Here is a 21604-nt window from a genome sequence, read left to right on the forward strand (position 1 = left end):
GTTCTACCATGACTGCTACGACTGGAGTCGCCCGAGCAAGAAGGAAACGAGTGTGCGCATAGCCTTGGAACCGGTGTCTTCGAGAACGACCATCCAGGAGGGCGTTTATCAACAGTTGCGCAACGCGCTGATGGCCGGCAATTTCGATCCCGGCCAGACGCTGACCATCGCCTCGCTGGCCGAAACATTCGGCACCAGCAACATGCCCGTGCGCGAAGCCTTGCGGAGGCTTGCGGCGGAAAATGCGCTGGAGGTCGCGCCGAATGGCTCTGCCCGTATACCAATCGTGACGCTTGCCCGCCTCGATGATCTCTGCCGCGCCCGCATCGCCGTCGAAGGACTGGCCGCCGAGCTTGGCATTCCCAGGTTGACGACCACCGACATTGAGACATTGGAGCGCATCGCCGCCGAACAGCACGCCATCGGCCGCAGCAGCAATGTCTACGAACTCATGGCGAGGAACCAGCAGTTCCATTTCACCATCTACCGCGCCTCCGGTTCGGAGGTGCTGCTGCTACTGATCGAAACCCTGTGGCTGCGTTTCGGCCCCTACATGCGAATGTTGTCGACCTCCGTCGAGCCGCTGATGCGCAGCGGCGAGATCGATCCCGCAGGTCCGCATTTCCCGATCATCGAAGCGCTAAAGGCCGGCGATTTCGCCCGCGCCCGGGATGGCGTCGTCTCTGATATCCGTCGCACCCATGAGATCCTGCGCGATTATTGCCCTGCGACGGAAGATGAACCCCACGCCAAGAGACCGGCCTCAGTGCTGCGGCGGTGAACCGTCCGATATAGGGCGAGGAATTTAGTTGAACCCTCAAATATTTTGTGATCAAATGATCATAACGACATTTTCAATCCCTTTCTGTGAGCGAGATCCTCATGAGCGCTTCCCCTTCGCCATCGAAATTTTCCGGCCATAACAGCTTTCCGGTCGATGAAATCCGCGCCATGTTTCCGGCTATTCAGAAGGCCGGCGATTTCGTGTTTCTCGACAATGCCGGTGGCTCGCAAGTGCCGCAGACGGTGGTCGATGCGGTGGCCAATCATCTGATCGACTACAATGTCCAGCGCATGGCGAAATACCAGCACAGCCAGGGCGTTGACCGCAATCTGGATGAGGCGCGCGAGAGCGTTGCCATGTTGATCAACGCCTATCGTCCCGAAGAAATCTCCTTCGGCCAAAATGCCACGTCATTCATCCGCCTGGTAAGCCTCGGCATCGCCAAGCTGCTCGGCGAGCGCAACGAGATCGTCATTACCGATATGGACCATGACGCCAACATCGCCACCTGGCTGGCGCTGGAGGCCGATGGCGCCAAAATCGTCTGGTGGCGCATGCGCGAAGACGGCACGCTGCACACCGAAGACCTGAAGCCGCTGCTGAACGACAAGACCCGCCTCGTCGCCTGCACCGTGACTGCCCACTCCATCGGCACGATCGTCGATGTCGCCACAGTGGGCAAGCTGACGCATGCGGCCGGCGCCGAAGTCTTCCTCGATTGCGTCCACTATGGCCCGCATGGCCTGATGGACGTGCAAGCCTGGAATTGCGACTATCTCGTCTGCTCGGGCTACAAGAATTTCTCGCCGCACATGGGCTTCCTCTGGGGCCGCTACGACGCGCTGGTCAAGCTGCCGACCTTCAAGGAAGATTTCATACCGGACGTGCCGCCCTACAAAATCGAGGTCGGCACCTTCACCTATGAAAACGTCGCCGGCATGAATGCCGCCGTCAAATATCTCGAAGCCCTCGGCCTCCGCTTCCTGCCGGCGGGCCAACACACCCGCCGCGAGGCGCTCGCCGCTGCCATGGGTGCCATCCGCGAATACGAGCTGATGCTTTCGCGCGAGATGATCGCCGTTCTGAAGCGTCACGGCGCCGTCATCTATGGTATTTCCGACGACGCCCGCCTCGAACAGCGCGTGCCGACCATCTGCTTCAACATGCCGGGGATCACGCCGCAGGAATTCGCTGCGGACATGGGCGAAGCGGGTATCGGGCTGCGCGACGGCCATATGTTTGCCCCGCGCCTGATGAAACGCCTCGGCCTCTCCATGGAAACCGGTGCCATCCGCGTATCTCTCGTGCATTACAATAAGGTCGAGGAAATCGCCCGGTTCGAGAAAGTGCTTACAGAGGTCATGGCGCGGTACAAATAGTCGCTTCGCAGAGATTTGATTTGAGGCTATCCCTCTTCGCAGAGATCGTTGGAGAGGCAGAAAAACCATGGGCAATTTCCGCAAGAACTGCATCGAGAAAAACCTGCTCATCGGCACCTTCGCCGCCATTCCGCATCCCGTCGCCATCGAGGTTACGGCAGCGGCCGGCGTCGATTTCCTCTGCATCGATTGGGAACATTCGCAGATCGGCCGCGAGCGCATCGAGGACCTGATCCGCGCCGCCGATGTCCATCGTGTTCCCGCCATGGTCCGCGTGCCCGGCCATACGCCGGAGTCTATCGCCTCGGCGCTGGATGCAGGCGCGGCGGGCGTTCTCGTGCCGCGCGTGTCAACGGCGGCGCAGGCAAAAGCTGCCGTGCTGGCGACCCGGTATCCGCCGATCGGCGAACGCGGCGTTGGTCCCGGTCGGGCGGCCGCTTACGGCTATCGCATTCCGGATTATCTCGCCAAGGCCAATGCCGAACTCGTGCTTGCCGTTCAGGTGGAGACGGCGGAAGGGCTCGCCAATATTGCGGAGATCGCCGCCGTCGATGGCGTCGACGTCATCTTCATCGGCCCCGGCGACCTCTCCGTCTCGATCGATGCCATGGGTCCTGCAGGGAAAGACAAGCTCAACGCCGCGATCGAAACCATCACGAAAACCGCGCTCGCCGCCGACCGCACGGTCGGCATCTTCCGACCGTCTCCAGACGATATCGGCGCCTGGCTTTCCGCCGGCATTAGCTTCTTCCTACTCGCCAGCGACACCATGTTTCTGGGCGCTGGCATTGCTGATGGGGTTGCCCAGGCACGTCAACAGGGCGCGGCCAAATCATAGAAGTGCCAAGGGCTCTAGAGACCGGCTGCTCGTGAAAAATTATCGCGGAAAGCAGCAAGGTCGGGCGCGCTGACATCCGAAACCGCCCAGAAGACCAGCCCGCCGCCGGACCATTCGGTGAGGTTATAGCCATCATGCATCGTCGCGCTCTGCGCGACCTTTGCGCCCGGCCAGACGAAGAGATTGATGACATGGCCGTGGCGGCGGTAGACGAGCGCCGCTACGACCCGGCCATTGATATAATCCACCCGGCCGCCGATCAGCGGAAAACCGTCCGCGGCAAGATCGACCACCGGCGGCGAGAAATCGATCTTGCCGTTGAACCACGGCTTGACCGTATGCTGGTCGGATGTCTGCACGTCGACCAAATGGTTGGCGAGCATCGAACGCACATGACTGGCGAGCAATTCATTTTGGATAGGCGCATTCACCTGCGGATTGCCAAGCACAAGCATGAGGGTGGCGGCTAGGGCAGCCAGCGACGGTATGAAGCTCCATTGTCCAAACAACTGCAGGCCGCGCCACCACACATTTTCGCGGCGTGTCCCCGGAGCCTGCACCTGGCGCCGGGATTCCTCAAGAGAAATGGCCGTCATAATACGTGCGCGAACCTCATCGGGCGCTTTCCATTTGACACCATCCCGGCCGACGACCCGCTTCATGTCTTTGAGCCCTTCCAAGGCGGCGGTGCATTGCGGGCATGTCGCAAGATGCTGTTCGAATTGTATCGTGTGAACCGCATCGAGTTCATCATCCACGTAGCAATGAAGGATCGATTCCCATTCGGGGCAGCTTTCCGGGGTTTTCTCGCTCATCATGCGGCCCCGCCTTTCTCGCCCAATTGCCATGCCTCGCAGAATTCACGCCTCGCCCTGGCAAGCCGCGACATCACGGTTCCAATCGGCACGTCGGTTATATCGGCGATCTGGCGATAAGACAGATTTTCCAGCTCCCGAAGCACCAGCACTTCCCGCGACAGGTCTGCAAGAGAGTTGATGACTTGCCGGACCCGCTGCGACTCCGACTTGCGGATCAAGGCGGCCTCGGGCGAGTCCTCCTCAGAGGCAACGTCGTGGGCACCGCCGTGTGGCAGATCTTCGTCCCCCACATCGTTTGCCGCCATCGGCGTCTCGAAACGCGCCTGGCGCCGGCCTTCGCTCAGCCAGACGTAGTAACAGTTCCGGACGATGGCAAACATCCAGGCCCGAGGCTCGCCGCCCCGGTAGCTCTCGAAATTGCGATAGGCACGCAGGAACGCTTCCTGCACGATGTCCTGCGCCGCATCGGCATCCCGGCTGAGAAAGCGTGCGAAATTATAGGCGGCATCCAGATGCGGAACGATCGTATTCTGAAACCGTAACATCAGATCGCGCGATGCCGGCGAAAGGCTCCCGACATTCTCGCGGTGCATCGATTGCAGCATCGGACCAACCGCATCGATGGCGACGGCTGGGCGCAATTTCGCGAATGACACCAGGGATTGGCCGACAAAGGCGGCAACGGCACGCATCCGGGTCAATACAGAAACGAAACCCGACGGGGGCCGGTCGCCGAATGCGAAGAAGGCAAAATGGATATCCGTCGTCATGATCCCTGCATTGCTCCAGCGTCGGTTTCGGTCGGGCTAGTCCCTGATGCGAATATTGCTCTTCACTCTCCAGATCGTTTCGGGCGGCATTTTATTCTCGCCGCTCGCAAATATTTTTCGTCGGCGACAATGCCCTGCAGCAGCCTGCCCCACTCTGCACCCGCCTATTCCGCCGCACCAGCAGAATTAGATAAATCATATCAAAACCTTATCAGAAAGATGCCATTAGCCGAGAATAATCCGCCAAGACCGGCGATCTCCTTCGACAGCGGAGGCATTGATTGACCCTTGTCCTCCGCTTCGCGTGGCGATGCCACTCAAAGAGGAGACAAGACAATGTTCAACATGACGCGCCGCACTGTTTTGAGCTCGGCCGCGGCAGCAGCCGCTTTCGGCCTGTCGGCGAAGCTGGAATTCATCCCGTCGCTGGCCAAGGCCGCAACACCGCTTGAACCGGAGGTCGGTTTCTATCGCTACAAGGTCGGGGATGTCGAAGTCACCGCCATTTATGACGGCATATGGCGCAAGCCTCATGATCCCGCCTTCATCAAGAACGCCTCGGTCGAGGATACCAAGCAAGCACTGGCCGCCGCCGGCCAAACGACAGAATTCATGCCTATCCCACTCACAGTCGTCGTCCTGAAGATCGGCGACCGGCTGGTCATGATGGATGCGGGCTCCGGCGTCGGCCAATGGCAGGCCAATGCGACCCATCTGCCCGCCAACATGGCCGCGGCCGGTATCGACTACAAGAACATCGATACGGTGATCATCTCGCATTTCCATCCCGATCATGTCTGGGGCCTGATGGAAAAAGGCACGAATGAACCGGTTTTCGCCCACGCCGAACTCGTTACCAATGCCGACGAATTCAATTGGTGGACTGCGCCCGACCGTGTCGACAAGCTAGCCCCGGGCCGCAAGGACGCCGGAAAACGCATCGGCGCCGTCTTTCCGAAATGGAACAACTGGAAATTGGTCGGCGATGGCGCAGAAGTGGCTCCCGGCGTCCACCTCGTCGCCGCACCCGGCCATACGCCCGGCCATTCCACCTTCCTTGTCGCCTCGGGCAAGGAACAGCTACTCGTCTCCGCCGACGTCATGTACGTGCCGGCGCTGCTCGCTCCCCACCCGGAATGGGAGGGTAGCTACGATCAGGACGGGCCGGCAGCCGTCGTCACGCGCCGCAAGCTGGTCGATCGCGTCATCGCCGACAATATCAAGATCTGCGGCTCGCATTTCCCCTTCCCGGGCTCCGGCACCTTCGTGAAGGACGGCAACGCCTACGGCTTTACCCCGACAACACAGGCCTGAACACTCAAGGAGATCTATCATGTTCAAATACGCAATTTTTGGCGCTGCCAGCCTTTGCGCCGCCACCATCCTTCCCGCGGCCATCGCGCTTCCGGCTTTCGCCGTCGACAACATGGAAACCACGGATGCACCTGACCTGACCTCCGTTCGCGCCAAGATCGACGCGAAGGACTATACCGGCGCATTGGCCGAACTCCGCGGCTTGGCCGAGGATCATCAGCAGGCGGACGTCTACAATCTTCTGGGCTTCACGCTCAGAAAGACCGGCGATTTCCAGACGTCGCTGACCTACTACACTAAGGCGCTGGAACTGCAGCCCAATCACAAGGGCGCCCGCGAATATCTCGGCGAACTCTATGTCGAGACCGGCAATATGGACAAAGCAAAAGAACAACTGGCGACGCTGAAGCAGCTTTGCCCAAGCGGCTGCGAAGAGCTCGAGGACCTGCAAAAGGCGATCGACACCAAGACTGTCAACTAACCCCGAGAAAACAGTGCCTGCGAAGCCGAACGATGCCTCGCAGGCCTATTTGGAGGTGATGAGATGGACCATTTGGAAAATGCAAATGTCATACATCCAATGGACATGACGCTGCTGGCCGGACGGCTGTTGATGGCCTGGATATTCCTACATGAGGGCATGGCGTTGGCGCTCAATTTCGACGCCGCTGTCATCGCCATGGCGAAGCTTGGTGTTTTCGAGCTGCTGGTGGTTGCCGTAATCGCGTTGCAGCTTGGCGCGGGCCTTTCGATCGCGCTCGGCTTGCTGACTCGCCTCGGCGCCTTGTCGCTCGGGCTGTTCTGCCTGTCGACAGCGCTGATGTTCCATACGGATTTCGCCAACCACAACGAAATCCTGCATTTCGAAAAGGACCTAGCCATCGCCGGCGGCATGTTCGTTCTGGTCACGACGGGTGCCGGCACACTCTCCGCGGATCGCTTCCTCGAGCGCCGCATCATGGCTTCGGATGACAAGTCCCGCAAACCGCTGCGCCGCGCGGTCGAGAGAGGCATTCTTTGAATGCCTCAGAAATATCCATCGACGTGAAATCCTTGTCGAAAACAGCCTGTCACGAGCTGTTTTCGACATTCTGACAGATTTTTTAAGCTTAAAACTTTTTCCTTGAAATACGTCTCGTTTTGGATAACCATCCCACGATGAAGGGCAAATCCGAGCGCCGTCATTCGCGACGGAACGACCCGTTGACATCAGGATTTCAGGAAAAGTTCTTTGTCTCCTCCGCCATCGCACAGCTTGTCCGAAACCGCACGCAACCGAAACGCCTTCGAAGGCATTCGCGCCCAGATCCGTGATCTGCGAACCGACAATATCGCCGTGCTTGCCAAGCGCGCTCGCGAGCTCGGCGGTGTTATTCCGCTATGGTTCGGCGAAGGCGACATGGTGACACCAGCCTTCATCCGCGACGCAGCCAAGAAGGCGCTGGACGAGGGCCAGACCTTCTACGTGCCGAACATGCGCGGCCTTCCGGCCCTGAACGAAGCCCTCTGCGACTATCAGACCCAATGGCATGGCCGCCCCATCCCGATCGAGCGCACCACCGTCGCGCCCGGCGGCATGCAGGCGCTCTACATGGCCCTGGAGCTGCTGGTCGATGTCGGCACCAATGTCGTCTATGTCGCGCCGCAATGGCCGAATATCCACAATGCCATCCATCTAATCGGCGGTGAGCCACGCCCGGTGTCGCTCGATTTCGACACAGATTGGCGGCTCGACATCGACAAGCTCTTCGCGCGCTGCGATGCCCGCACCCGCGCCATCTTTCTGTCGACGCCTGCCAATCCAACCGGATGGACGGCAACACGCGAGGAGATGCAGGCGCTGCTCGATTTCAGCCGCCGTACCGGCATCTGGATCATCTCCGATGAAGTCTATGCCCGCCTCTATTTCCACGGAGAGATCGCACCGTCGATCCTTCAGGTGGCCGACGATGGCGACCGGGTGATCGCCGTCAACAGTTTCTCCAAGGCCTGGGCGATGACCGGCTGGCGCATCGGCTGGCTTACACACCCCTCGGCCATTGCCGATCAGCTCGGCGCCATGACGCAATACGTAAACAGCGGCACCTCGGCGATGGTCCAGGCGGGCGGCGTCGCGGCGATCCGCGAGGGCGAGCCGCTGATCGCCGAAATCCGCGCCAGGATCAAAGCCGGCCTCGATCTCGCCTATGAAAAGCTGCCGCAGATACCTGGCATCATCCTGCCGGAAAAGCCGCGCGGCGGCATGTATGCTTTCTTCGCGCTTGAAGGCGAAGCCGATGCGACGGCAGTCTGCGAGCGCATTCTCGAAACAGCGCGCGTTGGCCTCGCGCCCGGCTATCACTTCGGGGAATCCGCGCGCGCATTCCTGCGCATGTGCACATTCCGGGACACCGAACAGATGCGTGTCGCACTCGATCGCATGGTCGACGCGATGAAATGACGGCCCCGCCCATAGCGGCGGACCGGCAATACCCGCGGGCAGATGGCGCCGGCGGTCATAACCAGAGGGAGACAATCAAATGAATTTTACCCGTCGTAATCTACTGGTCCTTGCGACCGTCGTCGGCATGGCCGGCGGCAGCCACTTCGCCTATGCCGCCGACGTGCTGAATGTCGGCTCCTATCCGAACAATCCGCCATTTGAATACAAGACCGACAGCGGTACCTTCGAAGGCTTCGAGGTCGATATCGTCAACGAGGCTGCCAAGCGCGCCGGCATGACGACCAACATAGCCGACTATGGCTTCCAGGCCCTGTTTGCCGCCACCAGCTCCAAGCGCATCGATGTGGCGATCTCCTCGATCACCATCACGCCGGAGCGTCTGAAATCGCAGTCCTTCACCCAGCCCTATTACGATTCCGACATGGGTATCGCCACCAAGGACGGTAGCGCGATCAAAGGGCTCGCCGATCTCAAGAGCAAGACCATCGGCGTCCTTTCCGGCTCGACCGGCGAGAAGTGGGTCAACGACAACAAGGCCGCCAACGGTTTTGCCGACGTCAAGGGTTACAACGCCCAGCAAGATATGTTCCTCGATCTCGGCGCCGGCCGCATCGATGCCGTCGTCAGCGACATTCCCGGCATGCAATATCTCTTCGTCAAGACCAAGGGCTTTGCCATCAAGGATCGCATCAAGACCGGCGAACAATACGGCCTGATGATGGCCAAGGATTCGCCGCTCGTCGCCAAGATCAACGACGCCATCACTGCGATGAAGAAGGACGGTACGCTCGAAAAGATCCACGAAAAGTGGTTTGGCAGCAAGGCGCCCGCCGGCTCCTCCACCGTCACCGAAATGCCTATCCCCAAGGCGTGATCAAAAGATCATTTTCGTTGAAATCTCTACGCCGGCCCTCTCGGCCGGCGTAATTGTGCTAGACCTTCATTCTGTTCGCCTGATGGGAGTGCCAATGTCGCTCGTCGATACTTTCTTCAATTCCGACGTCATGATTTCGGCCTTCCCCCAATTGCTGCGCGGTCTCTGGATGACGCTGGCGCTCGGCGTGGTCAGCATCCTCATCGGCGTTTCCGGCGGGCTCGTCGTCAGCCTGATCCGCCTTTATGCGCCGAAGCCCTTCCGGCTGCTGACGGTCGCCTATATCGACATCATGCGCGCCATGCCGATGCTCGTGGTGCTGATCCTGATCTACTACGCCCTGCCCTTTGTCGGCATCAGCTTCTCGGCCTGGTGGTCTGCGATCCTGGGCTTCTCGATCGTGCTGGCCGCCTATTCCGCGGAAGTCTTCCGGTCCGGCATTGAGAGCGTACCGCGCGGTCAGTTCGAAGCCGCCGCCGCTCTCGGCATTCCCTTCCTGGTAACGCTCTATAAGGTCGTGCTGCCGCAGGCGATCCGCATCGTCATTCCGCCGACCACGAGCAATTGCGTCTCGATGTTCAAGGATACGTCGCTCGCTTCGACCGTGGCTTTGCCGGAACTCTTGAAGGAGGGACAGAATGCGCAGGGCTTCTATGCTAACCCCTCGCCGCTGATCATGGCCGCGCTGATCTATATCATCCTGCTCTGGCCGATGGTGCGGCTTGTGAGTGTGCTCGAAAAGAGATTCAAGAGCGAGAAGGCGCGGTAGAGCAATTCCAGGAAAAGTGCGTAGCGGTTTTCCGTCCGGAATTGCGAAAGAACAAAGAGATAGAGCGGTTCTGCAATTCCGTGAAAAGCTGAACCGGTAGGCGGTAATAGCCATCAATCGAAGGCAGCACCGGAAAGGTGATTGTTAACGGACGCCTTCACTCCGCCAATATCCTTCCAGACTTCGGCGATTATGGCGGGATCGACATCGGCCATCATGTCCCGCAACCAGCCCTCATGGGCGGCGGCCATGGCGGTGAACAGCTCCTCGCCCTTCTTCGTCAGCCTGGCGACCGTCACGCGCCGGTCACCGTCGGGCGTCGCACGCAGAACCAGGCCATCCGTTTCCAGCCGCTCGACCAATCCCGTCACATTGCCGTTGGTGACCATCGTACGCTTGGAAAGTTCGCCAAGCCGCAGGCCCTCGCGCTCACGATAGAGCTGGGCCATCAGGTCGAATTGCGGCAAGGTCGCGCCGAACTCGTTGCGAAGGCGGCGGCGGATTTCCTGCGATATCAGCTTTGTGGTCGACAGCATGCGCAGCCAGAGCCGCAGCTCCTGCTTTTTGCCCTCTTGTGTCCCCTGGACGATGATTTCCAGATCGACGGTTTCACTTTCGGACTCAGCCATGATGTCAGCTCAAATCACCGCGTTGCAATTTCATACACGAACGGTCTACGGAGCAATATTTCAAATGTCAAAGGTTTACGCGTCAAGCTCGAAGACAGTCATTTCGCCAGCATTTTCCCCAGCATGAAGCCGGAGCCGGCGCCCGTACCCGCGCCCGGCCAGGTAGACGCGCCGCACATATAGAGCGAGCCGACAGGCGTCTTATAGCGCGAATAGCCGGCGACCGGGCGAAACAGGAAATTCTGGTCGAGGTGGTGGCTGCCGGAAAGATTATCGCCGCCGATCAGATTGGGATTTTCACGTTCGAGATCGAGGGGCGAAAACACCGACCGGCCCAATATCTTCGTCCGCAAACCCGGCGCATAGCGCTCGATGATGTCGAGCACACGCTCGGCATAGGCGTCTTTCACCTCGTCCCAACTTCCTCCATTGATCTCACCAGCCGCATCGCGACTGAACTCCGCCGGCAGAACACGAACCTGTATCCAGAGCACATGCTGTCCATCCGGCGCACGCGACGGGTCGATCGCCGTCGGCTGGCCCACCACCAATGCCGGCTCGACCGGCAAAAGCCCGCCCATTGCCTCGGCATAGACACGCGACATCATCTCCAGATCCGGCGCAATGTGGATATAGGCGAATGTCTTGAGCTCCTTGCCGGCCGTCCAATCCGGCAGACCAGAGAGCGCCAGATGGATCATCATCGTACCGGGTCCGGCGCGGAAGCGGGCAAGCCTGCGGTCGAACTCCTGGCGCGAAGCATCCTGATCGAGAAGCTTTCCGAACAGGATCTGCGGATGGACATTGGCGATGACAGCGCGCTTGGCTTCATAACGGCGCCCATCGGCAAGCACGACACCAGTCGCCTTGCCGCCGCTGGTGACGATCTTGTCGACGCGCGTGCCTAACATCAGCTCGCCACCTTTGGCCTTGAGCACGCCGACCATCGCCTTCACGATCGTATCTGCACCCCCTTTGCCGATCACCATGCCGAATGCCTGGTTGGCCATCGATTCAAGATAGGGAAAAAGCGCGCCGCCGGCGACATCGGGAGCGAAATCGAGATGCAGCCCCCAGGCGGCCATCATCGTCTTGAGCTTGGCATTCTGGAATCGCGCATCGAGAAAATCGCGTGGCGAGGCAAACAGCATCCGCGCGGTGTCATAGAGCCAGCCGGCCCCCTTTGCCCGCCACGCCTTCCAGACGACTCCTGCCGCAGCCACCGACGGCATCGGTGCACCGAGCAGGCCGAAAATATGGGGCGCATCCGAACCAAATTCCGACAGCATGGCCCGCCAGGCAGCAGCATCCTGCGGCGAAATATCGGCGATCGCACCCGTGGTCTTTTCCAGATCGGTGCTGACACCGAGATAGGTGCCGTCGCGGAAGACGCTGGCAAAACAATCGACCGCCGGCACAAAGCCGAGGCCCTCGGCGATCAATTCGTTCTTGTACTGCGCGAAAAAGGCGGAGCCGGCGAACATCGAGAGATTCATGGCGCAAAGGTCATGCCGAAAGCCCGGCAGCGTCACCTCGCGGGTTTTCACGGCACCGCCCGGCTCGGCATTGCCCTCGATGACGGCAACCTTCCAGCCTTTCGCCGCCAGATGCACCGCCGCCGCCAAGCCATTATGACCGGCGCCTACAATGATCGCATCATAGCTCATTGATTTGATCCCTCTTATGTCGTGATTATTATTGGCATATGCATACATTTTGAGCTTTAAGCTTCAAGTACCGGCGACGGAAAATTGCCGTGAACAACCACAACCAAATGTCGTTTCCGCAGGAAAATAGCGCATAAATAGCCTTTATTTTCCGGCGATTGCGTGCGTTGCAGGTGACGGCCCACCTGTGCCGTTTTTGGTCCTTGAACCACCGGCGGAATGCTTGCAATATCATATATTGTAACATAGGCTCGCCATCATCCAGCCGCCGCTGGACGGGCCCTTTGCGATGTGAGGAACGCGGCCGCGCTCTCGGCGGCAACGGCTTTCGAGCTTGGTCCTGAACCGAAGGCTCCAGCAGGGTTTTCGGAACAAGACCATACCAAACCACGGGGAACCCAACATGACCACCAATACTCTTGCCAGCTTAGCCACGGCCCTTGTTTCGGGCTCTATCAAGGTCGTCGATCTGACCGCGCCGCTCGGCCCCGAAACCCCGGTGCTTTACCTGCCGCCGCAGTTCGGCAAGAACACGCCGTCGGTCAAAGTACACAAGATTTCCGAATATAATCAGGACGGTCCGTTCTGGGCCTGGAACTGGCTGGAACTCGGCGAACACACCGGCACGCATTTCGACGCGCCCTGCCACTGGATCACCGGCAAGGACAATCCGAACAATACGACCGACACCATCCCGCCGCAGAACTTCGTCGCTCCAGTCAACGTCATCGACCGTTCGAAGGAAGCCGCGGCCAATCCGGACTATCTGCTGACGGTCGACAGCATCAAGGAATGGGAAGCCGAGCATGGCGCTATCGAAGCCGGCACCTGGGTGGTCCTGCGCACCGATTGGTACAAGCGCAACGGCTCAACCGAAGCCTTTCTCAATGCCGATGAAAACGGCCCGCATTCGCCGGGCCCGACCGCCGAGGCGATCGAATATCTACTGACGAAGGGCATCATCGGCTGGGGTTCGGAAACGATAGGCACCGACGCCGGCTCCGCGGGCGGCATGAACCCGCCTTTCCCGGCCCATAACCTGATGCACAAGAACAATCGCTACGGCCTCGCCAGCCTCTCCAACCTCGATCAGCTTCCGCCCAAGGGCGCCGTGCTGATCGCCGCACCGCTGAAATTCGTCAAGGGCACGGGCTCTCCGGTGCGCGCGCTGGCCTTGATAGCCTGATGGACTGGGAGGGTCGAAGCGTGGGGATGCTTTGACCCTCTTCTTCGAAACTCCTCTTTGCCTGGGGCGGCGGCATGAGCGACCATGACTACATTATCGTCGGCAGCGGCATCAACGCGCTGGTCGCGGCCGCCATACTCGGCAAGAAGGGACGCAAGGTGCTCGTCCTCGAGCGCAACGATCGCATCGGCGGTTGCCTGCGCAGCGAGGAAATCACCGAACCGGGCTTCATCCATGATGTCATGGCAACGACGATGGTGCTGTTCCTGACGTCGCCGGCCTATGGCGCCATCGGAAAGGATCTGGAGGCCCGCGGCCTCGAATTCGCCCACGCCGATCTGCCCACCGGCGTGCTGAGGCCGGATGGTTCGCACGTCATCTTCTCGAAGGACCGACGCCGCAACATCGCCACCTTCGACGAGCTGTCGCTCGGCGATGGCCAGACTTTCTTGCGCGAGATGGATGCGCTTGCCGCCGACGCTCCCTTCCTGTTTGCGCTGCTCGGTGGAGCACTTTGGTCAGGCTCCACGTTAAGGACTGTCGTAAAACAAGGCTGGGGCCGCGGTTTGCGCAAACTCGCCGCCTGGTTCGGCAACGCCCTGATGCCGGCCCGCAGCTATCTGGAAACCACCTATCGCTCGGAAGATATTCATGCGCTCTGGGCGCCCTGGGTGCTGCATTGCGGCCTCGGGCCGGAAAGCGCCTATTCGGCCGAGATGCTGAAGGTCATCGGCTTTGCCATAGAGCTCGCGGGCACTCCCGTCGTCAAAGGCGGCGCGGACGCGCTGCTGACGGCCTTCGAACGGCTGATCACGGACAATGGTGGCGAGATCCGTACCGGCGCCGATGTCGAAAGTGTCACCCCCGGTCCTGGCGGACGCGCCGGCGGCGTCAAGCTTGCCAGTGGCGAAACCCTGAACGCCAATGCCGGCGTCATCTGCTCCGTGACACCAAACCAGCTCTACGAGCGGCTGATAAAGGACTGGCCGTCGCCCCTCCCTCCGGACGTCAAAACCAGCGTTGCCCGCTATCGTTACGGCAAAGGCAATATGCAGATACACTACGCCCTATCCGAACCGCCACGCTGGAAGGCTGATGACGAACTTGGCAAGGTCGCTCTTCTTCATTTGACACCCGGCCTCGACGGCGTTTCGCGCGCCGCCAACGAATGCGAACGCGGGCTGCTGCCGGCTGAACCAACCGTCTGCATCGGCCAGCCGGTTTCCTTTGATCCCAGCCGTGCGCCGGAGGGTAAATCGATCCTCTGGCTGCAGCTTCCCGAAGCGCCGCGGCACATCAAGGGCGATGCGGCTGGCGAGATCGCCATACCGCCGGACGGCCGCTGGACAGAGGAAGTACGAGAGCGCTATGCCGACCGCATCGAGTCCTTGCTCGAAAGCCATATCGAAAAATTCTCCGGCATAAAGCTCGCGCGGCGCAGCTATTCGCCCGCCGATCTCGAAGCCATGAACATGAATCTCGTTGGCGGCGACCCCTATGGCGGCTACTGCGGCATCGACCAGTTTTTCCTCTGGCGCCCCTTCAAGTCGTCTGTTAACCACCGCACGCACGTAGCAGGTTTATACCACATTGGTGCTTCGACGCATCCCGGCCCGGGTCTTGGCGGCGGCTCCGGTTTCCTGCTCGCGTCATCATTAAAATAGCAGGATTCCACAGGGAGATATCGTCTAATGGAGGAGCGGTTTTCAGGCACCGTTTTGCGGCGTAGCCGAGAGAATACCGAGAAGCGTCCGACCATGGGCGAAATAGGGCTCAATCATTTCGCCCCCTATCTGATGAACCGGCTGATGGCCCGCTGGAACATCAACATGTCGGAAGAGCTGCGCGAATACGACATGACGACCGCAAAAATGCGGGCGCTCGCCGTTCTCAGCGTCTCTTCCTCGGTCACCATCAACGAACTCTCCGTCTTTGCCGTCACCGAACAATCGACAATGAGCCGCACGCTGGACTCCCTGGAGCAACAGGGTTTCATTCGCCGCCAGCCCCGCACCGAGGACATGCGCATCCGTGACGTCTCCATCACCGAAGAAGGCCGCACCGCCTTCGAAAAGGTGTGGCCGACCATGTATGACCTGTTTCTGCAGATGTTCGATGGCGTGGAGGAAACGGAATACCGGGCGTTCATCTCGACGCTGCATAAGGTGCTGCACAATATCCGCAAGCATGAGATTTGAGGCAAGGCAGGGGTGACGCCTGTGGCCGCCCCGTCCTTCGAGGCATCTTTCCGCTACACGTTAAGATGCACCTCAGGATGAGGCGGAGCGAAATTCGCAATTGGCGCGAAGGCTAGCCCTCATGGTGAGGTGCGGAGGACCGAAGGCTCGGAGCCTCGACACGAGGGCGGGTGGCTGAAACACACCTATCACAGCGTCGCCACCGTCTTCAGCGCACCGTCCAACGCAATCCCCTTCTCGTCCATCAGCGCCGCCTGTCTCAGCCGACGCATCCACGCAGCTCCGTCGTCACGATCGCGCAGCATCGATAGCGCCGACATCACGCGATCGAATTTCGACAGACCGCGCGCATGCGTGTCCGAATAGCCCTTTACCAGACGGCGATTGTTCAGCACTTCGACCGCGAGATCATAGTTGGTGCCGAGGAGATTGGTGGCAACGGAAAGCCAGGCCTCCCGATGCTCGACTTCGCGCGCATGCCGAAGCGTACCTCGACGCGTGCGGCGCAGCGCTGAAACGACATAAAGTCCGAGGAACCAAAACAGCGTGCCCGTCTGCACACGGCGGCCCTTGTTGACGATGCGATCGAGACGACCGAAAAGCTTGGGCCGGCTCTCGATCCAGAGGCCGAGACGTTTCGGCAGGGTGCCGCAGACCTCTTCCATGCGCGGATGCATATATTCGGTCATATAGACGATCTGGTCGTCCTTGGCGCCCACTTCCTTGCGCACGCGATCGAAGCGCGAAGCGCGCACCTTCAAATCGGCGACGCGGATGACATCGTCATAGGCCATGGCGACCGCGGTGTATTTCGCCGCCTGCACCGTGAAAGCGAAACCCTTCGCCTCACCGCCGGCTTTACGATCGAACGCGTAGAGCGCTGCGACCCGGGTCAGATATTCATCGGCATAGGCCGGGTCCTGATAGTCTGTGAGTTTCTTGATGCCGGCAAACAACAGCGGCCAGGCTTCCTCCGGAAACTCGGAACGGATGCGATGCACCAGACCGTCGAGCGCCGGGTGACCGGCCGTTTCCGGCAAGGCATCGAAATGCTTTGTTGGCGTCGCGGAAACAGCATCGCGCGGCTTGTCCTTGGCGCGATCGAAAGCGGCGTTGAAGGCCTTCAGGCTGGGTTCGATACCTTTGCCCCCGGCGCGGATCATCGCCTCGAAAGCCTGCTTGGCGAAAGGCAATGCTCCGGAAGCTGCGAGTGCACCGAACATCGAGGCGGAAATCACGCTGCCGTTCTTAACCGCCAGCGTCTCCATATCGAAGGCGATAGTGCGCTTGGCAGCAAAATCCGTGGCGTCGACTACCACTTCCGGATTGCCGATGCCATCGCCCGGCTTTTCCTTTTCGCCGACGGCGAAGGAACGATGCGTCGAGGCGATCAGCACGGTCTTGTCGGGCGTGACGAGACCCCGCAGCACGGACCGGCCGGCTTCCATCAGCTCGGCAGCCATAACGACATCGACATCGCCCGGCGTCGGCATCAGCGAAAAGATCGGCGCGTGACCATCGCGGGCCGGCAACATCTCGATATAGTAGATCGTCGCGCCCGTGCGCTGCGCCACGCCGGGAACGGAGGTGGTCTGCGCCATCCAGCCTTCGGCTTCGGCAAGCCCGACGATCCAGTCGGCCAAGACCCCGCCGCCCTGCCCGCCCATGGCAAGGACGGCCAGCGACAGCGGCTTGTCGGTCGACAGACGTTGGGTGCCTATGTCGGTCATGCTGACATGCTCGTTCATATCGATCCCTCAATCCGCAAAGACGATGCGGCCGGCCTGGCGGCGGGCCTGCAGCCAGCCGATGACGGCGGCACGCATGCGGGCGAGGAAGCGATCCCAGCCGGTTGGATTATGGATGATATCGGCGCGGTAGAAGGAGGGACAGAGCACCGCCGCCTCCGCCACTTCGCCGCAATTGCCACAGCCGACGCAATTATTGTCGACTGCCGCCACCGGATCGTCCTTCAGTGGATCGTCGGTATGCTTGACCGACAGTGACGGACAGCCGGAAAGACGGATGCAAGCGTGATCGCCCGTGCACACATCCTCATCGACGCCAAAGCGCTCCTTGACCATACGCTTGCCGTCCTTCACCGCCTTGGCGAATTGCGGCTTTACGCGCCGCTGCTTATTCAGCATGCATTCCGACGAGGCGACGATGATCTTCGGTCCTGGCTCCTTCGACGTCAGCGCCTCGCGCAACGTGTCGCGCATCTTGCCGACGTCATAGGTCCGGTCGATTTGGCGGACCCAGGTGGCGCCGATGCCCTTGACGGCGTTGACGATCGAATTGTTGGTCTTGCGGCGCGGGTTCAGCGCGCGCGAAGATGGAATGTCCTGGCCACCGGTCGCCGCCGAATAATAGTTGTCAACGACGAGGATGACGCCATCCTGTTTGTTGAAAACGGCATTGCCGACCGACGTCGCCAGGCCGTTATGCCAGAAACCGCCGTCGCCCATCACGGAAATGGCGCGCTTATCGGCGGCGACATTGAAGGCGGAGGCGGCCGCCGGGCCGAGGCCGTAACCCATTGTGGTGCTGCCGATATTGAACGGCGGCAGGATCGAGAACAGGTGGCAACCGATATCGCCGGAGATGTGATGTTGGCCGAGTTCGTTCTCGACCAGCTTCATCGCCGCGAAAATCGGCCGCTCGGGACAGCCGATGCAGAAACCCGGCGGGCGCGGCGGCACGACTTCGGTTAGCGCCTTGACCTTCGGGTCGTTGAGAACAGGCGTCGGGTCCGGCAATGGCGGCTGGTTGCCGAGCAAGATGCGCTGATGCGTTTCCAGGAAATTCTTGATGCCTTTCACCAGCACAGGCGGGGTATATTCACCGCCCATCGGCAACACATCCTTTCCAGAGACCTTGGTCTGAATGTCGCGACGGCGCAGGATGGTGTTGAGCGATTGCTCGATATATTCCGGCGCGCCCTCCTCGACCATCAACACGGCCTTCTTGTTCGCGCAGAATTCGGCCATCTGATCGTCAACCAGCGGATAGGCGACATTGAGGACATAAAGCGGCACCGAGGAGTTGCCGTAGACATCAGCGAGGCCGAGCTGCTGCAGCGCGCGCATGACACCATTATACATGCCGCCAAGCAGGATGATGCCGACTTCGCCTTCGGACGGGCCGAAATACTCGTTGAGCTGGCGCTTCTTGATGAAGTCGACAGCCGCCGGCCAGCGCTTCTCCAGCTTCTCCTTCTCATGCAGGAAGGAAGCCGGTGGCAGCACGATGCGGTTGACATCACGCACGGGATTTTCCAGCGCCTGCTTGAGCGTATAGTTCGGCCGCTTGTTGTCCTTGGCTTCAAACTGGCCGTGAACATGGCAGCTACGGATGCCGACCTGCAGCATGACCGGCGTGTTGGAGGCTTCCGACAATTCGAAGCCCTCTTCGACCGCCTGTACGATCGACGGCAGGTTCGGGCGTGGATTGAGCAGCCACATCTGCGACTTCATGGCGTAGGCATGGCTGCGCTCCTGCATGATCGAGGAGCCTTCGCCATAGTCTTCGCCGATGATGATCAGCGCGCCGCCGGTGACACCGCCGGATGAGAGGTTGGAGAGCGCATCGGAGGCTACGTTGGTGCCCGCCGTCGATTTCCAGGTAACGGCGCCGCGCACCGGATACATGACCGAAGCCGACAGCATAGCGGCGGCAGCAGCTTCCGAAGCGGACGTCTCGAAATGGACACCCAGGTCCTCCATCACGTCCTTGGCATCCGCCAGCACATCCATGAGATGGGAAATCGGTGATCCCTGGTAGCCACCAACATAGGAAACACCGGATTGCAACAGCGCCTTGGTGATCGCGAGAATGCCTTCGCCGCGGAAAATATCGCCTTCTCCGAGCTTCAGATCCTCGACTTCGCGCACAAACGACCGTTCGGCCATCGAAGCTACCCCTTTGCCCTATCGGGCTTGCTCTTAAATCATTTGCAAAATCATATTTTGAACGCCGTCTGGCTGTCAATGAACAAATGGGAAACCCCAAAACCCGCCTAATTGCCAGAGCCATACATAGGGTTGAGGTTCGGAAAAATACTATTTTGAGTCATAAATGACGAACGTACATATATGTGTATGCATAAATTATGAGCTTCACCGCCTAAATCATCGCTCAAAAAGCTAAGCCGGAATCTGCGGAATGCCCAGAGAAAGCGCTTGCCGGTTCGGGAGGCTTATTTTAAGATTAAAACATTCCGAAAATAAATCGCCAGCGGCAGGCGGGCGTCACGCTTTTCTGCCGCTTAACAGGGGAACGGAGTGACCATGACAACGCTTACTCGGCGCGAGGCATTGAGCCTCGGCGCGGCCGCTTTTATTGCTGGAATTCTCGCGGGCAGGACGAGCGTGGAAGCCGCCGAAGCCGGCACGCTGACCATTGCCTTCAACGTCAATTTGCCCTCTTTCGACCCGACCACCGGTCCATCGGCGGTCAACCCCACAATCCAGGCGATCTATCGCTCGGTCTTCGACCAATATATCGGCCAGGGCCCGGATCTGAAATTCCAGCCGGGCTTGCTCACCGCCTGGGGCTGGAACGACGACAAGACCAAGGTCTGGATGGATGTTCGCGAAGGCGTCACCTGGCACGACGGCTCTAAATTCACGCCCGACGACATCGTCTGGTCGCTGGAGCGCGCCGCCAAACAGGAAACCGGCAATCCGATCCAGTTCATCTGGTCGACGGCCAACAATTACAAGGTGGAGGGCAATCGCATCACCGGCGATGTCGTCCGTTTCGAGCCGACCTATTTCAAATGGATGGCCTTCCTGACTGGCTATGTCCTGCCCAAGGACTACTACAGCAAAGTTGGCGCGGAAGGCTTCGAAAAGAAGCCTGTCGGCACCGGCCCCTACATGGTCGACGCCTATGAAGGCAATTCCTACCTGCGGCTGAAGGCAAACCCGAACTATTTCGGCGGCAAGCCGGCCTTCGATACCGTCATCTTTAAATTCGTGCCCGATACGACTAGCCGGGTCGCCGAGATCGAGTCCGGCTCCTCCGACGTGACGCTCGAAATCCCCTATGAGGATTTCGATCGCCTGAAAAAGAAATCCGGCCTTGCCGGCGTCGCCACGCCGATCTCCGATATCGGCATGATCTTCATCAGCAATGTCGATCCGATGTTGGACAAAAATGTCCGCCTTGCCGCCAACATGGCGATCGACAAGGAAGCGATCATCAAACGACTACTGCGCGGCTACGGCAAGCCGCTCTCGACGCTGGAAGCGCCGGAATATGACGCCTACGATCCTTCCATCAAAATCCCCTATGACCCTGCGCAGGCCAAGAAACTCTTGGCAGCCAGCGGCTATTCGCCGGAAAAGCCCGTCAAATTTGGCATCAAGACCACCCGTGGCTTCAAGCCGAAGGATTACGAGATGATCCAGGCGATCGTCGGCATGTGGCGCAAGGTCGGCATCGAAGCCGACATCGAAGTCTACGAAATCGCCAAGCACTACGAGCTACGTGCCGCCCACAAGCTCGGCCCGGCCGCCTTCTATAATTGGGGCAATGCCATCGGCGATCCCACGACCTCGACCGGTTTCGCCATGTTCGGTCCCTCGCCGCACTCGGCCTGGAAGACCAAGGATGTCGACGACATGCTGGGGCCGCTCTGGGTGGAAAAGGATGAGGCCAAACGCATCGCCGGCTGGAAGGCCGCGATCAAATACATCGCCGAACAGGGCTATGTGATCCCGCTGCTGCAATATGTCCAGCCGATCGTCTACAAGTCGAGCCTGAAGGTGACGCCGAATGTTTCCGGCGCCTTGCAGCCGACGCTGGTATCAAAGGCTTGATGTTTGGCTCCGCTTTTGCGGCGCTGCCCCTCACCCTAGCCCTCTCCCCGTTATGACTGGGAGAGGGAACGACCCCCGGTTCCCTCGCGTGAACACGTCGTTAGGGCTAG

General features: G+C 59.9%; 20 protein-coding genes. 14 read left to right on the plus strand and 6 right to left on the minus strand.

Features of this window, described 5'->3' with window-relative positions:
* Positions 1 to 52 precede the first annotated feature (52 nt).
* The 3 genes from NXC24_RS15250 to NXC24_RS15260 all read left to right on the plus strand — a co-directional run bounded on the left by NXC24_RS15250 (position 53) and on the right by NXC24_RS15260 (position 3001).
* On the plus strand, positions 53 to 781 hold the full coding sequence (locus tag NXC24_RS15250) for a GntR family transcriptional regulator (RefSeq protein WP_104824069.1): 729 nt from the start codon (positions 53 to 55) through the stop codon (positions 779 to 781).
* 101 nt (positions 782 to 882) lie between these two features.
* A complete protein-coding gene (locus NXC24_RS15255; RefSeq protein ID WP_104824070.1) occupies positions 883 to 2163 on the plus strand; it encodes a cysteine desulfurase-like protein in 1281 nt (426 codons plus the stop codon).
* 67 nt (positions 2164 to 2230) lie between these two features.
* Positions 2231 to 3001: an aldolase/citrate lyase family protein gene (locus NXC24_RS15260; RefSeq protein WP_104824071.1), complete on the plus strand. Its 771-nt coding sequence runs from the start codon at positions 2231 to 2233 to the stop codon at positions 2999 to 3001.
* 14 nt (positions 3002 to 3015) lie between these two features.
* On the opposite strand, the gene NXC24_RS15265 is transcribed toward NXC24_RS15260, so the two are convergent.
* Entirely contained in the window at positions 3016 to 3816 is an 801-nt protein-coding gene (locus tag NXC24_RS15265; protein ID WP_104825183.1) for an anti-sigma factor, read from the minus strand.
* Complete coding sequence (locus tag NXC24_RS15270; RefSeq protein WP_104825184.1) at positions 3816 to 4511, minus strand: sigma-70 family RNA polymerase sigma factor; 696 nt, start codon at positions 4509 to 4511, stop codon at positions 3816 to 3818. Before NXC24_RS15270 ends, NXC24_RS15265 begins: the two co-directional genes overlap by 1 nt.
* A gap of 60 nt (positions 4512 to 4571) precedes the next feature.
* Between NXC24_RS15270 and NXC24_RS35115 the strand changes: the two genes are divergently transcribed.
* The 7 genes from NXC24_RS35115 to NXC24_RS15300 all read left to right on the plus strand — a co-directional run bounded on the left by NXC24_RS35115 (position 4572) and on the right by NXC24_RS15300 (position 9989).
* The gene (locus NXC24_RS35115; protein WP_158704488.1) at positions 4572 to 4874 is read left to right on the plus strand and encodes a hypothetical protein; all 303 of its coding nucleotides are present in this window, start codon (positions 4572 to 4574) and stop codon (positions 4872 to 4874) included.
* 51 nt (positions 4875 to 4925) lie between these two features.
* Positions 4926 to 5903 carry an MBL fold metallo-hydrolase gene (locus tag NXC24_RS15275; RefSeq protein ID WP_104824072.1) on the plus strand — a complete coding sequence of 326 codons (978 nt, stop codon included), beginning with the start codon at positions 4926 to 4928 and terminating at the stop codon, positions 5901 to 5903.
* Between the two features lie 19 nt (positions 5904 to 5922).
* Positions 5923 to 6384 (plus strand): tetratricopeptide repeat protein, encoded by a 462-nt coding sequence (locus tag NXC24_RS15280; RefSeq protein WP_104824073.1) that lies wholly within the window; start codon positions 5923 to 5925, stop codon positions 6382 to 6384.
* 63 nt (positions 6385 to 6447) lie between these two features.
* Complete coding sequence (locus NXC24_RS15285; RefSeq protein ID WP_104824074.1) at positions 6448 to 6924, plus strand: DoxX family protein; 477 nt, start codon at positions 6448 to 6450, stop codon at positions 6922 to 6924.
* A gap of 210 nt (positions 6925 to 7134) precedes the next feature.
* Positions 7135 to 8343 carry a pyridoxal phosphate-dependent aminotransferase gene (locus NXC24_RS15290; RefSeq protein WP_245463887.1) on the plus strand — a complete coding sequence of 403 codons (1209 nt, stop codon included), beginning with the start codon at positions 7135 to 7137 and terminating at the stop codon, positions 8341 to 8343.
* Between the two features lie 79 nt (positions 8344 to 8422).
* On the plus strand, positions 8423 to 9220 hold the full coding sequence (locus NXC24_RS15295; RefSeq protein WP_104824076.1) for an ABC transporter substrate-binding protein: 798 nt from the start codon (positions 8423 to 8425) through the stop codon (positions 9218 to 9220).
* Between the two features lie 94 nt (positions 9221 to 9314).
* A complete protein-coding gene (locus NXC24_RS15300) occupies positions 9315 to 9989 on the plus strand; it encodes an amino acid ABC transporter permease (RefSeq protein WP_104824077.1) in 675 nt (224 codons plus the stop codon).
* A gap of 113 nt (positions 9990 to 10102) precedes the next feature.
* On the opposite strand, the gene NXC24_RS15305 is transcribed toward NXC24_RS15300, so the two are convergent.
* Both NXC24_RS15305 and NXC24_RS15310 read right to left on the minus strand, forming a co-directional pair.
* Complete coding sequence (locus tag NXC24_RS15305) at positions 10103 to 10618, minus strand: MarR family transcriptional regulator (RefSeq protein WP_104824078.1); 516 nt, start codon at positions 10616 to 10618, stop codon at positions 10103 to 10105.
* 98 nt (positions 10619 to 10716) lie between these two features.
* The gene (locus tag NXC24_RS15310) at positions 10717 to 12285 is read right to left on the minus strand and encodes an NAD(P)/FAD-dependent oxidoreductase (RefSeq protein ID WP_104824079.1); all 1569 of its coding nucleotides are present in this window, start codon (positions 12283 to 12285) and stop codon (positions 10717 to 10719) included.
* A 403-nt stretch (positions 12286 to 12688) separates the two neighbouring features.
* Between NXC24_RS15310 and NXC24_RS15315 the strand changes: the two genes are divergently transcribed.
* The 3 genes from NXC24_RS15315 to NXC24_RS15325 all read left to right on the plus strand — a co-directional run bounded on the left by NXC24_RS15315 (position 12689) and on the right by NXC24_RS15325 (position 15669).
* Complete coding sequence (locus tag NXC24_RS15315) at positions 12689 to 13471, plus strand: cyclase family protein (protein ID WP_104824080.1); 783 nt, start codon at positions 12689 to 12691, stop codon at positions 13469 to 13471.
* Between the two features lie 74 nt (positions 13472 to 13545).
* On the plus strand, positions 13546 to 15135 hold the full coding sequence (locus NXC24_RS15320; RefSeq protein ID WP_104824081.1) for an NAD(P)/FAD-dependent oxidoreductase: 1590 nt from the start codon (positions 13546 to 13548) through the stop codon (positions 15133 to 15135).
* 27 nt (positions 15136 to 15162) lie between these two features.
* Positions 15163 to 15669, plus strand: a complete 507-nt coding sequence (locus tag NXC24_RS15325) for a MarR family transcriptional regulator (protein WP_104824082.1) — start codon at positions 15163 to 15165, stop codon at positions 15667 to 15669.
* A gap of 188 nt (positions 15670 to 15857) precedes the next feature.
* Here NXC24_RS15325 and NXC24_RS15330 read toward each other — a convergent pair whose 3' ends face one another.
* Entirely contained in the window at positions 15858 to 17417 is a 1560-nt protein-coding gene (locus NXC24_RS15330) for an indolepyruvate oxidoreductase subunit beta family protein (RefSeq protein ID WP_104824083.1), read from the minus strand.
* A gap of 9 nt (positions 17418 to 17426) precedes the next feature.
* Positions 17427 to 19580: an indolepyruvate ferredoxin oxidoreductase subunit alpha gene (locus NXC24_RS15335; protein WP_104824084.1), complete on the minus strand. Its 2154-nt coding sequence runs from the start codon at positions 19578 to 19580 to the stop codon at positions 17427 to 17429.
* 378 nt (positions 19581 to 19958) lie between these two features.
* Between NXC24_RS15335 and NXC24_RS15340 the strand changes: the two genes are divergently transcribed.
* Complete coding sequence (locus NXC24_RS15340; protein WP_104824085.1) at positions 19959 to 21494, plus strand: ABC transporter substrate-binding protein; 1536 nt, start codon at positions 19959 to 19961, stop codon at positions 21492 to 21494.
* The last annotated feature ends 110 nt before the right edge of the window (positions 21495 to 21604 follow it).

It is taken from the genome of Rhizobium sp. NXC24, assembly GCF_002944315.1.
Taxonomy (GTDB): Bacteria; Pseudomonadota; Alphaproteobacteria; order Rhizobiales; family Rhizobiaceae; genus Rhizobium.